The sequence below is a fragment of the Desulfurobacterium thermolithotrophum DSM 11699 genome (assembly GCF_000191045.1).
In the GTDB taxonomy this organism is placed as follows: domain Bacteria; phylum Aquificota; class Aquificia; order Desulfurobacteriales; family Desulfurobacteriaceae; genus Desulfurobacterium; species Desulfurobacterium thermolithotrophum.
In genome coordinates this window covers 1,320,155-1,333,512 of the sequence record NC_015185.1, presented here as the reverse complement: position 1 = coordinate 1,333,512, position 13,358 = coordinate 1,320,155, and the positions used below count along the sequence as shown (strand labels likewise).

The following is a 13,358-nucleotide window of genomic DNA, read 5'->3' as shown; positions in this document are numbered from 1 at the left end:
ACCTCCTATGAAAGATGTCAACCCCCAACACAGAGGTTGCATTTATTTTCAACAAAATCCATAAATTGCCTTCTCTCTCTCAAAACTGCGAACATTACTTTAACCAATTTCCTCGCCGCAGCTATCAGCGCTTTCTTCTTCTCTAAACCTTTCTTAACTAACCCTTCGTAAAATCTTTTAACTGAATTGTCTAACTTGCTGTTCAATAACGCTCTCGTAGCCTGGATAATCTTGTTCCTCGTTCTGCTGTCCCCTTTCTTTGTTATCCTTCCATTTCTAACTTCGTCTCCACTGCTATTAACACGAGGAACAAGTCCAAAATAAGCCGCTACCTTGTCTCCGTTTTCAAACCTCTCTTCGTTACATACGGCAGATATAAAGGCTATAGCTACTATATCTCCTACTCCAGGTATGCTTTTTAGAAGTTCTACTTTTCCCTTAAGCTCCTCATCTTCTCCTATAAAACTCTTGATATCTTCTTCTGTCTCTCTTATCTTATCTGTTAAGTATTCTATTGTTTCTATTTGCCTCCATATCGTTTCTCGTAATGACGGAGGCACTTTCTTCTTCGTTTCTTCCTTTATCCTTTCCATCCCTTTCTTCGTGGTGAGTTCTCTCTTGTTTGTCTTTATCCCATATTCAAGCAATAGGCTATGAAGTCTGTTAATTACCCCTTTTCTCATATCTACAAAGCTATCTCTCTCTTTCATCTTTATCCTTAGCTCTTTTTCTTTTCTCGTCGGGACGTAAACTGTCGGAAGTAAGCCCATTTCATAGTAAATGGCTATCGTTTCTGCATCTATCCTGTCGTTTTTAGCACTGTTAACACCTTTTAGAATGTTCTTAAATTTGTTAGTGTTAACGTAAGTTATTTCATCAACGCAGTTCCTTATCTCCTCCGTAAAAAATGTTACTCCTGTTAAGGTTTCTACCGCAACTTTTACTGAATATCCTTTTTTCCTAAAAGTTGTTAGGTGATTTTTAAATTTCTCTAACTCTTCTGCTTCGTACTTCTTGGTATTAAGTATCCCTGTCAGACAATCTAAATAAGCTGCTGTAAAGCTGTTTTTGTGGTAGTCCACTCCGACATACAGTGTTTTCTCTACCTTCTCCTTCATCTCTACCCCCTGATATGTTTTGTGTTTTGCAACCTCTGCTTCGGGACTATTCCCATACTCCAATACGGCGCTTCCCGCCACTATAATTAGCCGGCAGGAGGCATCGGCTAATCTCCACGCACGGGGCTTATTCCCCAGGGAAAAATCCAGCCTCCTGCCTTTAAAGGTTGCCTCTTTACTATAGTCCCGAATTTCAGGGGGTGACATCTTTTATATCATCTCCTAGCTTCATTAATTGCTTGAAATTTTTTCAATATCTTCTTTATGACCTAAAAATCCCGCAATTCCAACAAAGAGAGCTCCACCTACAATATTTCCAAGAGTAGCTGGAATTTCATTATTAATAAGAAAGTGCTTAATATCTAAGCTCGTAAGCTTTTCTACTGGAAAGTGATGGAGGAGCTCTGAAAGTACCTTCAAATCTCCTCCTACTTGTGCTAAGTAGTAAGCTTTACAAATGAGAGCATGAGTAATAATAAACATATTTGCAACACAGTGTTCATAACCGGAAGCAACAAACGCTGCAATTGCAAAAGCTATTCCCCAAATTCTTCCGGCAGCATCTTTGCTAGAGATTCCTAACCATACAGCACAACAAACTAAAACGTTACAGAGAATTGCTCGTAAAAATGCTTCTAAAAAGAAAGAGAACACTTCGCAGCTCCAACTTCAACAAAGTGCTGAGCTATCCATCCATTAAACTTTAATGGAAGACCAGAATAAAAATACATAAAAGCCATAAGTACAGCTCCTACAAAATTAAAAATCCAAACAACTGTCCAATAAGAAATGATTCCTCTAAAAGTATCAAGTTTCTTTTCCAAAACTGTAACAGTAGTAAGAGTAGAACTTGTAAACAAATGACCTCCAAAGAAAACAACAAGCATAAGTCCTACAGAGAATGCAAATCCCCCTATAAAGTTCGCTATTCCTGGTGCTAACTTTTCCCCTACTTGAACAACCGAGTGAGCCCAAAATATATCACCAAGAGCAATAGCTCCTCCTGCCATCATAGAAAGAATAATAATGCTAAACCATGAAGTTTCTGCTTTATGCTTGGACATATCAGAAAGACTTCTTACAACCTCTGCCGGTGACAAAATTCCCATCTTCGTTACCTCCCTATTTTAATTATCTCAGTAAAATATACGTACAATTTTAGAGCTTTCAATATTTCTAAATCAATAAATATTAAAATTAATCATCATAATTGTTATAAAAAAATACTCTTTCAATATCTCCTTAATTACATAGAAACTAAAAGGATAAATGATTATTTTCTAAATAATACGAATTAAAAAGTTTTTAGAAACAATCTCATAAAAATTCATATGGTAAAGAGCTTAATTGCTTTTTGTTACTCTGAAAATGTATTACAGATTATTTCAGATATAGTTTTGATCTATTGTGAGAGTGAAAACTAACGAATTTAGACAGTGGGTAATATTTAAAACTTTAATAAAAAAATTTAAAAAATTTATCAATTATCTATATGAATAGAAACTATCTTGTAGAAGTAATAAAGGGGTCAAATCTATCTAGCAGAAATGACCAACTTTTTAAACTAAGTTATAATTGCTACAAACAAAAAAGGGAGGAAAGAAATGGATGTAAGAAAAATACCTGCTGGAAAGAATGTCCCTGAAGACATTTACGCAGTAATAGAAATTCCTCAAGGTTCAAATGTAAAGTACGAAGTAGACAAAGAAAGTGGTGCAGTTTTTGTTGACAGATTCCTTTTTACACCGATGTTCTATCCAGCAAATTATGGTTTTGTTCCAAATACACTTGCTGAAGATGGAGATCCGATTGATGTTCTCGTAATTTCAAGACAACCAGTTACTCCAGGAAGCGTTATAAGATGTAGACCTATAGGTGTGCTTGTAATGGAAGATGAAAGCGGACAAGATGAGAAAATCTTAGCCGTACCAGTTGATAAACTTGACTTAACATTTAAAAACATTAAAGAAATTACGGATCTTCCAGAAGCTACGTTGAATGAAATCAAACACTTCTTTGAACATTACAAAGACTTAGAGCCTGGAAAGTGGGTAAAAGTTAAAGATTTTAAAGGTAGCGATGTTGCGAAAGAAATGATTAAAAAAGCTGTTGAAAACTATAAAGGTTAAATTTAGGAGTCCCCAAAAAGGGGACTCTTTTTATTGTGAGTTAATCCTAAAAGTTTAAGTGCTTTACTTGTTATTTTTCTTCCACGAGGAGTTTTAACGATAAGACCTAATTCTATAAGATATGGTTCATGAACATTTTCTATTGTATCAACATCTTCTTTAAGAACAGTTGCAAGTGTAGTAAGTCCTACGGGTCCTCCTTTAAAAGTTTCTGCTATTGTCTTAAGAATCTTTCTATCCATTGGATCCAAACCATAAGAATCTATTCCAAGTTCCATAAGAATTTTATTAGCCTTTTCAGAGTCTATTTCTTTCCAATTGTTAACAGTAGCATAGTCCCTAAATCTTTTTAGTAGCTGGTTGAGAATCCTTGGAGCACCTCTACTACAACGGGCTAAAATTTCAAGAGCTCTTTCAGAAAGTCTTATTCCCAATTTTGCAGAAGTTGTTTTGGCTATCTCTTTTAACTCAATAGCAGAGTAAAGTTCCAATCTGCAAACTATTCCAAATCTTGATCTAAAAGGAGGTGTTAAAAGATTAAGTCTTGTAGTTGCTCCTATCAGGGTAAACTTAGGTAAATCTATTGAAAAACTTTTAGCTCTTGTTTCTCCGGTAACAATATCTATTCTAAAGTCTTCCATTGCAGAATAGATTGTTTCTTCTACAGCTCTATTTAACCTATGAATTTCATCGATAAACAGAACATCTCCCTCGTTTAAAGAGGTGACTAAAGCAAGTAAATCTCCCTTCTTTTCTATTGTAGGAGCAGAAACAATTTTTATTTCTTTTTCAAGCTCTCTTGCAATTATCATTGAGAGAGTTGTTTTTCCAGTTCCTGGAGGTCCATAAAAGAGAATGTGATCAAGAGGTTCTTTTCTTTGTTTTGCTGATTCTATTGCTATCTTCAGTATCTTTTTAACTCGCTCTTGTCCTAAGAATTCATTTAAACTTTTAGGACGCTCTATCAAAACTTTCTCCCCGAAAGTTTTTTTACAACTTCTTTAACAAGTTCTTCAATAGACCTATCCTTTAAGTCTATACCTTCCACTGCCTTTACAACTTCCTTTCTACTGTAACTAAGAGCTGTAAGAATTTCTAGGAGCTCTGACGGAATATTCCTTTCTTCTCCAAAAATTGGTTTATCTTTGAGCTCTAAGATTACCCTCTCTGATAATTTTTTCCCAAGTCCAGGAACTGTTGAAAGTGTTTTTACATCTTTAGTAGAAACTATGTTTCGTAATTCATCGAGGGAAAAATGAGAAATAACACTCATTGCAACTTTCGAACCAACTTTTGGAATTTTTAAGAGCTCTTCGAAAAAAACCCTTTCTTCTCGTGTTTTAAAACCGTAAAGAGAAGGAGTTCCTTCAGAAGGAAGCGTAAATTTCACAAATAGAGCTACCTTATCTCCTTCCCTTATTTCTGTAAGGAGATTAAGAGGAACAAAAACTCTAAAAGCAATACTTCCACAAAGGAGAGAAATACTATCCGAATACTTGAATATAACTTTCCCTTTTAAATAATCTATCATCTCTTATCTAATTGAAATGTTTTCTAAATATCCCTTTATTTCAAAAGAGAAGTTTTTGCCTTTAAAAGGTTTTACTTTTGGAGTAAGTCTTATTTTAAGATTTATGTACGTTTTCTTCATCTCTTTTAAGTTTAAGTTAACATATCCCTTAACGAAAAGATCAGTATCCTTACCAAAGCCTTTTGCTTCAACGTTAAGAAAGTTTTTTCCTCTAACCTTATAAACCCCTTCAATTTTACCTAAATCAACAGAAGGAAGAGATAAAAGCCCAAACGAAATTTTTTCTGCCTTTAAATCATTCACTTTAAAACTTCCAGAACCAGCCATTAAATTCCCCTTTTCTAAATAAAGAGAACCGTTTCCTAAAAGAGTTCCAACAACTGAAAAAGGAAGAGAAAAAAGTCCTACAAAACTTTCTAACTTTAAATCTTTTAGCTGAAATTTAACTTTAGAAATTGGATAGTCAGTATCTATTTTAAGAGCTCCTTTATTACCCAAGGTAGCTAAAACTTCCAACTCCTTTTTCTCAGCTAAAAAAGAACGAACTTCAGGAACTATTACAACTTTATCAAAAACAAAAGGAAGAGGAGAAATTTTTAACTTCTCTATTTCTATCTTTAAAGGAAACTTCCTAACTCCAACACTTTTATAAAAGATTTTACGATGACAGAGACTATTTTCTACAAACCTTTTTAGTGGAAAGTTAAGATATAGGAAAATAGGAAAAGACATCAAAAGCAAAAAGATAACTACTGCCTTTCTCACTGTTCTCTCCGATAGAAATAAAAAATCAATTTTCCAGAAGTTAAGCCATTCTCGTCCAAATCAGAAATCTTAACATCAATACACCTAAGGTAATAGGGACTACTTTCAAGTTTATAAATAAAAGAAGTTATCTTGTTTAAAGAAGTTTCTCCAAACGTAATAGAAATTGTCCTAATCTCTATTCTCTTCATACTTTTTCCTGAAGATATCTTTAAATCCTTAAGATTTATATTTTCTTTTTCAGCTAAGGACTTAGTATAAGAAGTTAAATCTAAAGAACTTCCTTTTTCAACCTTCTTAAGAATAGGTTCTATTTTACTTCTTAAAATAACAAGTTCTTTCAAAGTAGGTTCTATTCTTTCAATTTTTTCTTTGATCCTCTCTTCTTTTTTCTCATACTGGTCTGTCATGCTTTTAAGAGGAAAGAAAATAAAAGTCATGTATAATAGGCAAAGAAAAAGAGGAACTCCAAGAAGAACTACTAATCTTTCTCTTTCATCAAGACTGGCAATATAGTCAAGGATGGCTTCTTTTGCTTTTTCAATCACTTTTTTTTACTCCCGAAGCAGATATTAAAAATTGAATTCTACTTCCAACCTTTTTAATCTTATGAGTATTAACTTTTTTAAAGTACTTTAGTAAATTATCTGTAAACTTCTTAATAGACTCTTCCTTATCTGCATAACCATATATTTGAAAACTTTCAGAAACAATAGAACCTTCTAACTTTAAAACATTAATACCTTTTACAACCGATCTAGATATTTTTGACAAAGGGAAAAGAATAGAAGGTTTATCAACCAGTAAAAAAGATCCCAATTCTTTAAAGGTAGAAAGCTTTTGAGATACCTGTATTTCCGGAGCAAGAACTTTTTCTCCCAAAATTTTTTCCAGTTCTTTCCTATATTCTTTTGAAACTAACTCATAGTTTCTCTTTTCATATAGATACGAAAGAAATTGTGAAACAGTAATAAGAAGGCTACTTACGATTAAAATAATTCCAAAAATTCTAAGACTACTTTTATGTTTACTGAAAAACTCAGAACTAAAGAGAGAAAATTCCTTAAAGGAAGCTTTACAAGTAGCTTTTCTAAAATGATATAAACCAAAAACACTAAAGTATAAAGGTGTTTCTTTTCCAAATGGCTCTATATTAGGTATATCCAAATATTTAGTATTTTTTTTCACTAGTTCAATAAATTCACTGTCTAAAGCTCCTCCACCAATAACAACTATTTTTCCGCTAATCTTAGAAAGAATTCTTTCTCTTAAAAATTTCTCATTTTCTTTTAAAAAAGAAAAACCCGTCCTTACAATTTCAACATCTTTTAATTTCCCAGACTTTATGGTAAGAATTGCTGTTTTTGAAGCACCAAAATCAACGATAGTTAAGTCTTCTTCACCATAAAGAAGAGAAGCTGCAGTAAAAGCCCCGATAAAATCAATAGTTATAATAGAAGAATCTTCAAATTTTTCATTAAGAGAGTCTATAACTTCTTTTTTCTCAATAAAAATTAAGAATTCACATCCTTTCTTACTTTTACTTAAAGGACAAAAAGAAACAGCAAGTTTTTCAGGTTCAACGCCAATGTCTGTAGAAATATCGTTGAGTATTATTCTTTTTAGCTGAGATCCACGACAAACAGGATAAAAAGATTTTTTAACAAAAACTGTTTTCGAAGAAATTCCAGTTACAAGATTTTTATCTTTTTTCAAACCTAATCCAAAATTTTTTCCATCAAACCATTTTATAAGAGAAGAACCAACATCAACTGCAGTCATTCAACTACCTTCCACTCTAGTATGTTTCTTCTGTCTGTAAAAGCTTCTATGTTTACAGTTGAATCTCCATAAGAAGCAGTAACTTCTATTTTAAAATAGTCACATCTATTAGTTATCATTGGTTTTATTGAAAAATAGAGCTCATCAGTAAATTCCGGTAACTTTTTTAAATCTTCCAATTTCTTTATTGGTCGATTTTCTATTATACTATCTACAGCTGGTTCATCCATATCTTCAGAAAGAGAAAGAAGGAGTTCTTTGGGAGCGGAATTAACATTAATTTTTCCATCTCCATAAACTGTAAGATAACGTGAAAGCTTTTTAAAATTACTGTTATTAATTCCTCTTACATATAAAAGCTCGTATAGACTTTTCATAACTTTATTTGAAGGTTTATATCCTTTCCCTTCATAATAATAACTTTCAGCGCCACTTTCTGTTACTATATCGTCAGAATCAATCCAATCTTTAATTGCAGCTACAATATCAGTATTAAGCTCTAGATTTTTAAATAGTCTCTTTGCCATTTTGTAGTAAATAGGAACTATTAATTTATTTACATTAAGTTTTCCACATTCATCAGAAATTTTTACAGAAAGAAAAATTCCTCTGTAGTTGTAAACTAAAGGATTACTCCAATCATCTCCTTCACCATCATATCCGTTATTATCCTTTTTTAATGTTTCAAGACCTATTTTAACTGCTGAAACTGCAGCATGGTAAGCAACCATGTAATCACGAAAAGATTCTGACCTTGAAATACTTCTTGTAGATAGAAAGTAAATGGAAAAGAGGAAAGAAGAAATAACAGCAATCATAATAAGAACAAGGAAGAGGACAAACCCCTTCCTACTTACTAAAGAATTCAAGGATCTTTTCTTCATCAGGAGAGTTGATTACTCCTTTCTCAGTTATTATTCCTGTTATGTTTTCATGTGGAGTAACATCAAAAGCAGGATTTCTTACCTTTGCATTATAAGGTGCTATTCTACAGTCTTTACAATGACAGAAGAGAACTTCATCTGGACTTCTTTCTTCAATTGGTATTTCTTTTCCACTTTTTAAGGTTAAATCAAAAGTTGAAGTTGGAGCAGCTACATAAAAAGGAATACCGTGTTCTTTTGCAAGAACAGAAAGAGAATATGTGCCTATTTTATTTGCAGTATCTCCGTTTGAAGCGATTCTATCTGCTCCAACAATAATACAGGTTATTTCTCCTCGTGACATAAAATAACCCGCCATATTATCAGTTATAAGATAGTAAGGAATATCTTCTTGCTGGAGCTCCCAAGCAGTTAACCTTGCTCCCTGAAGATAAGGTCTTGTTTCATCAACATAAACTAAAATGTCTCTTCCGGTTTCTACTGCTGCTCTAATAACTCCAAGAGCTGTTCCATAACCCGCAGTAGCTAAAGCCCCAGTGTTACAGTGAGTAAGAATAACTTCTTTTGAACCTAAGAGCTCTGCCCCAAAATAACCTATTTTCTTATTAGTTTCGACATCCTGTTTTTCTATGTTTATAGCCTCTGTTTCAAGAGCTGCCACAATATCTTTCTCATTTGTACCAGCTTCTAAAATTTTCTTCATTTTCTTTAATGCCCAAAAAAGATTTACCGCTGTAGGTCTTGTAGAAGCAAGCCTATTTATAACATTCTCAATCTTTGCTTTAAAGTCAATAAAGTTTTTTGATTCCTTCATAACCTGCTTAGCACCAATAGCGACACCATAGGCAGCAACAACACCAATTGCTGGAGCTCCTCTTACAACCATATCCTCTATAGCTTTAGCAACACTTTCATAATCTTTACACTCAATCCACTCTTCCTTTAAAGGAAGTTTTCTCTGATCAATAAGTAACAAAGATTCTCCAGTCCATTTTAAAGGACGAATATCTTTTATCCTTCCCATAACTAAACCTCCTTTTTGATTACAAGAACTGGACATTTAGCCTTTTTTATAACGGTCTTTGCTGTACTTCCCATCTCTAAAATTCTTTCAAGAAGTCCTTTACCGTGATATCCTATCACTATCACGTTAACTTTTTCCTCATCTGCTATTCTTACAATTTCCTCTTTGGGATCACCAATAGTCATGACTTTCTTAACAGAAAATCCCTGATTTTTGAACTCTTCAGCTACTATATTAAGTATTTCTTCATGCCTTTTTAAAACTTCTTTTTCTATCTCAGGTATATTGGCATAGATAGTTGCTACATCAAGTGCAAAAGGGTCATCAAACTGAGGAAGACTAAACTCAAGCGGATGAATAACGTGAAGAATAATTACCTCTTGAGTATTTGCTTCTTTTAGTTTCATAACATAATTTTTTGCAATGTTAGATAACTCAGAAAAATCGGTAGGATAGAGAACCTTTTTAAAAAGTGGCATTGTAAACCTCCCAATTGTTTAACACAAATATCATAACATCTTTTTCTTTGCTTCTTGCCAGAGCTCTTCCATCTCTTCTAAAGACATTTCTTCCAATTTCTTTCCCTTTTTTCTTGCTTCTTCTTCAATATAGCGAAAACGCTTTTCAAATTTATCATTTGCTTTCTGGAGAGCAATTTCGGGATTAATATCCAAAAATCTTGCAAGGTTAACTACCATAAAGAAAAGATCCCCAATTTCTTCTTCTATTTTTTCCTTTTTTCCTTTCTTAACAGCATCATCTATTTCCTTTAGTTCTTCAACTAATTTCTCTCTAATCTCAGAATAGTTACTCCAGTCAAAACCGACTTTTTCTACTCGTTTTTGAAGCTTATAGGCTCTTGGAATAGGAGGAAGCGACTTTGGAATACCATCAAGAAGGGATTCTCTTTTTTTTCCTTCTTTTTCTTTAAGCTTATCCCATTCTCTTAGAACATCTTCAGAGTTCTTTATATCATCTCTATCCCCAAAGACGTGAGGATGTCTGAAAACAAGCTTTTTAGCTATAGAATCTACAACATCACTGATATTAAATTTTCCTCTCTCTTTTGCTATTTGAGAATGAAAAACAACTTGAAGAAGAAGATCTCCAAGTTCTTCTTTCATATTTTCATAGTCCTTTTCTTTTATTGCATCTACAAGTTCGTAAGTTTCCTCTATTAAATAAGGAACAAGACTTTCATGAGTTTGTTTTTGATCCCACGGACACCCTTTTGGAGAACGAAGCTTTTTCATTATTTCTACTAAGTCATTAAACGTATATTTTTTCTCCATTGTTTCTCCCTGATAAAAAATTTAATGTAGCATAAGTACTATAATTTAAACTTCCGTAATTTTAATTTTCTGGAGATGATATAAAAGATGTCACCCCCTGAAATTCGGGACTATAGTAAAGAGGCAACCTTTAAAGGCAGGAGGCTGGATTTTTCCCTGGGGAATAAGCCCCGTGCGTGGAGATTAGCCGATGCCTCCTGCCGGCTAATTACAGTGGCGGGAAGCGCCGTATTGGAGTATGGGAATAGTCCCGAAGCAGAGGTTGCAAAACACAAAACATATCAGGGGGTAGAGATGAAGGAGAAGGTAGAGAAAACACTGTATGTCGGAGTGGACTACCACAAAAACAGCTTTACAGCAGCTTATTTAGATTGTCTGACAGGGATACTTAATACCAAGAAGTACGAAGCAGAAGAGTTAGAGAAATTTAAAAATCACCTAACAACTTTTAGGAAAAAGGATATTCAGTAAAAGTTGCGGTAGAAACCTTAACAGGAGTAACATTTTTTACGGAGGAGATAAGGAACTGCGTTGATGAAATAACTTACGTTAACACTAACAAATTTAAGAACATTCTAAAAGGTGTTAACAGTGCTAAAAACGACAGGATAGATGCAGAAACGATAGCCATTTACTATGAAATGGGCTTACTTCCGACAGTTTACGTCCCGACGAGAAAAGAAAAAGAGCTAAGGATAAAGATGAAAGAGAGAGATAGCTTTGTAGATATGAGAAAAGGGGTAATTAACAGACTTCATAGCCTATTGCTTGAATATGGGATAAAGACAAACAAGAGAGAACTCACCACGAAGAAAGGGATGGAAAGGATAAAGGAAGAAACGAAGAAGAAAGTGCCTCCGTCATTACGAGAAACGATATGGAGGCAAATAGAAACAATAGAATACTTAACAGATAAGATAAGAGAGACAGAAGAAGATATCAAGAGTTTTATAGGAGAAGATGAGGAGCTTAAGGGAAAAGTAGAACTTCTAAAAAGCATACCTGGAGTAGGAGATATAGTAGCTATAGCCTTTATATCTGCCGTATGTAACGAAGAGAGGTTTGAAAACGGAGACAAGGTAGCGGCTTATTTTGGACTTGTTCCTCGTGTTAATAGCAGTGGAGACGAAGTTAGAAATGGAAGGATAACAAAGAAAGGGGACAGCAGAACGAGGAACAAGATTATCCAGGCTACGAGAGCGTTATTGAACAGCAAGTTAGACAATTCAGTTAAAAGATTTTACGAAGGGTTAGTTAAGAAAGGTTTAGAGAAGAAGAAAGCGCTGATAGCTGCGGCGAGGAAATTGGTTAAAGTAATGTTCGCAGTTTTGAGAGAGAGAAGGCAATTTATGGATTTTGTTGAAAATAAATGCAACCTCTGTGTTGGGGGTTGACATCTTTCATAGGAGGAAAAATGATAAGAGTATTTAATACTCTAACAGAGAAAAAAGAAGAGTTCAAACCATTAAACGATAAAACTGTAAAAATGTACGTTTGTGGTCCCACAGTGTATGATCATGCCCACATTGGACATGCAAGAAGCGCTATTGTTTTTGACGTTATAAGAAGATGGTTTGAGTATAGAGGATATAGAGTAATCTATGTAAGGAACTATACCGATGTTGACGATAAGATAATAAAAAGGTCAAAGGAAGAAGGTATTCCTTGGTACGAGGTTGCAAAAAAGTACATAGAATCTTATGAAGAAGACATGAAAGCTTTAAACATTAAAGAACCTACATATAAACCAAAAGTTACAGAACACATTGAAGAAATAATTGAAATGATAAAAGGATTAATAGCCAAAGGCTACGCTTACGAATCGGAAGGAGATGTCTACTTTTCGGTTGAAAAATTTTCAGAATATGGAAAGCTTTCTAAGAGGAAAACGGAAGAGCTAATAGCTGGCGCAAGAATAGAGCCTGGAGAAAAGAAGAAAAATCCTCTCGACTTTGCCCTTTGGAAAAAGTCAAAAGAGGGAGAACCTGGCTGGGAATCTCCGTGGGGAATTGGAAGACCAGGATGGCACATAGAATGTTCAGCAATGGCAATGAAGTACTTAGGTAGAACGATGGATATCCATGGAGGAGGTTTAGACCTAATATTCCCCCACCACGAAAACGAAATCGCTCAGTCAGAAGCTTACACTGGAAAATCTTTTGTCAGATACTGGTTGCACAATGGCTTTGTAATGGTGAATAAGGAAAAAATGAGTAAATCTCTTGGAAACTTTTTCACAATAAAAGATATCCTTAAAGAATTTTCGTCAGATGTTCTAAGACTGTTTTTGCTTTCTACTCACTATAGAAGTCCAATAGACTTTTCTTTTGAAAGGCTAAAAGACGCTGAAAGGAGTTTTGGAAGACTTTTGAATTTTATTGAGTCAAAAGAAATTATTGAAAAACTTCCAACATTTGAGAAGAACTCTGAAATTTTTGACGTAGAAAATTACAAGCTTCAGTTTGAATCAGCAATGGATGATGATTTTAACACTGCAAGAGCTCTCGGAGTTATTTTTGAACTTGTAAAGGAAGCAAATCTTATAAAGGATAAAGCAATAAAAGAAAATAAAATTTCTAATAAAGAAAAGGAAACTATTCTTAAAGCTATAGGTATTGTTGAAAGCTATTTAAAACTTCTTGGCTTTAAGCTAGAGAAGAAGAAACAGGAAGGTATAGAAGACGAGCTTATAAAACTTCTCATTGATGTTAGAAGTGAGCTTCGTAAAAGAAAAGCTTTTGATTTAGCAGATAAAATTAGAGATGGCCTAAAAGACCTTGGAATAATTTTAGAAGACTTGCCATCTGGAACTATATATAAAAGGAGTAATTAA

Annotated in this window: 14 protein-coding genes and 1 pseudogene; 4 read left to right on the top strand and 11 right to left on the bottom strand. The window is 33.9% G+C overall.

What is annotated here, in order from left to right:
• Positions 1–17 precede the first annotated feature (17 nt).
• The gene (locus DESTER_RS06850; RefSeq protein WP_013637888.1) at positions 18–1,325 is read right to left on the bottom strand and encodes an IS110 family RNA-guided transposase; all 1,308 of its coding nucleotides are present in this window, start codon (positions 1,323–1,325) and stop codon (positions 18–20) included.
• Between the two features lie 24 nt (positions 1,326–1,349).
• Positions 1,350–2,182, bottom strand: a pseudogene (locus tag DESTER_RS08520) (formate/nitrite transporter family protein).
• A 540-nt stretch (positions 2,183–2,722) separates the two neighbouring features.
• Here DESTER_RS08520 and ppa point away from each other — a divergent pair.
• Complete coding sequence (gene ppa / locus DESTER_RS06840; protein WP_013638920.1) at positions 2,723–3,247, top strand: inorganic diphosphatase; 525 nt, start codon at positions 2,723–2,725, stop codon at positions 3,245–3,247.
• Positions 3,248–3,249: 2 nt separating this feature from the next.
• Here the strand turns inward: ppa and ruvB are convergent, their stop codons facing one another.
• The 9 genes from ruvB to mazG are packed head-to-tail and all read right to left on the bottom strand — an operon-like array spanning position 3,250 to position 10,525.
• Complete coding sequence (gene ruvB, locus DESTER_RS06835) at positions 3,250–4,215, bottom strand: Holliday junction branch migration DNA helicase RuvB (protein ID WP_013638919.1); 966 nt, start codon at positions 4,213–4,215, stop codon at positions 3,250–3,252.
• Positions 4,212–4,778: a Holliday junction branch migration protein RuvA gene (gene ruvA, locus DESTER_RS06830; protein ID WP_013638918.1), complete on the bottom strand. Its 567-nt coding sequence runs from the start codon at positions 4,776–4,778 to the stop codon at positions 4,212–4,214. The genes ruvB and ruvA overlap by 4 nt, the downstream gene beginning before the upstream one ends.
• A 3-nt stretch (positions 4,779–4,781) precedes the next feature.
• Positions 4,782–5,543 carry a type II secretion system protein GspN gene (gene gspN, locus DESTER_RS06825; protein WP_013638917.1) on the bottom strand — a complete coding sequence of 254 codons (762 nt, stop codon included), beginning with the start codon at positions 5,541–5,543 and terminating at the stop codon, positions 4,782–4,784.
• Positions 5,540–6,091 carry a hypothetical protein gene (locus DESTER_RS06820; protein WP_013638916.1) on the bottom strand — a complete coding sequence of 184 codons (552 nt, stop codon included), beginning with the start codon at positions 6,089–6,091 and terminating at the stop codon, positions 5,540–5,542. The genes gspN and DESTER_RS06820 overlap by 4 nt, the downstream gene beginning before the upstream one ends.
• Complete coding sequence (locus DESTER_RS06815) at positions 6,084–7,325, bottom strand: hypothetical protein (protein WP_013638915.1); 1,242 nt, start codon at positions 7,323–7,325, stop codon at positions 6,084–6,086. Before DESTER_RS06815 ends, DESTER_RS06820 begins: the two co-directional genes overlap by 8 nt.
• Positions 7,322–8,209: a type II secretion system minor pseudopilin GspK gene (gene gspK / locus DESTER_RS06810; RefSeq protein WP_013638914.1), complete on the bottom strand. Its 888-nt coding sequence runs from the start codon at positions 8,207–8,209 to the stop codon at positions 7,322–7,324. Before gspK ends, DESTER_RS06815 begins: the two co-directional genes overlap by 4 nt.
• Entirely contained in the window at positions 8,175–9,233 is a 1,059-nt protein-coding gene (gene mtnA, locus DESTER_RS06805; RefSeq protein WP_013638913.1) for an S-methyl-5-thioribose-1-phosphate isomerase, read from the bottom strand. The genes gspK and mtnA overlap by 35 nt, the downstream gene beginning before the upstream one ends.
• Positions 9,234–9,235: 2 nt before the next feature.
• A complete protein-coding gene (locus tag DESTER_RS06800; RefSeq protein ID WP_013638912.1) occupies positions 9,236–9,712 on the bottom strand; it encodes a universal stress protein in 477 nt (158 codons plus the stop codon).
• A 30-nt stretch (positions 9,713–9,742) separates the two neighbouring features.
• Entirely contained in the window at positions 9,743–10,525 is a 783-nt protein-coding gene (mazG, locus tag DESTER_RS06795) for a nucleoside triphosphate pyrophosphohydrolase (protein ID WP_013638911.1), read from the bottom strand.
• An 87-nt stretch (positions 10,526–10,612) separates the two neighbouring features.
• Here mazG and DESTER_RS08455 point away from each other — a divergent pair, with 87 nt between their 5' ends.
• From DESTER_RS08455 to cysS, 3 genes are read left to right on the top strand one after another with little or no spacing between them, the layout of a single operon-like run.
• Complete coding sequence (locus tag DESTER_RS08455) at positions 10,613–10,996, top strand: hypothetical protein (protein ID WP_041737511.1); 384 nt, start codon at positions 10,613–10,615, stop codon at positions 10,994–10,996.
• A 47-nt stretch (positions 10,997–11,043) separates the two neighbouring features.
• On the top strand, positions 11,044–11,919 hold the full coding sequence (locus DESTER_RS08450) for an IS110 family RNA-guided transposase (RefSeq protein WP_148223784.1): 876 nt from the start codon (positions 11,044–11,046) through the stop codon (positions 11,917–11,919).
• A 20-nt stretch (positions 11,920–11,939) separates the two neighbouring features.
• On the top strand, positions 11,940–13,358 hold the full coding sequence (cysS, locus tag DESTER_RS06780) for a cysteine--tRNA ligase (protein ID WP_013638910.1): 1,419 nt from the start codon (positions 11,940–11,942) through the stop codon (positions 13,356–13,358).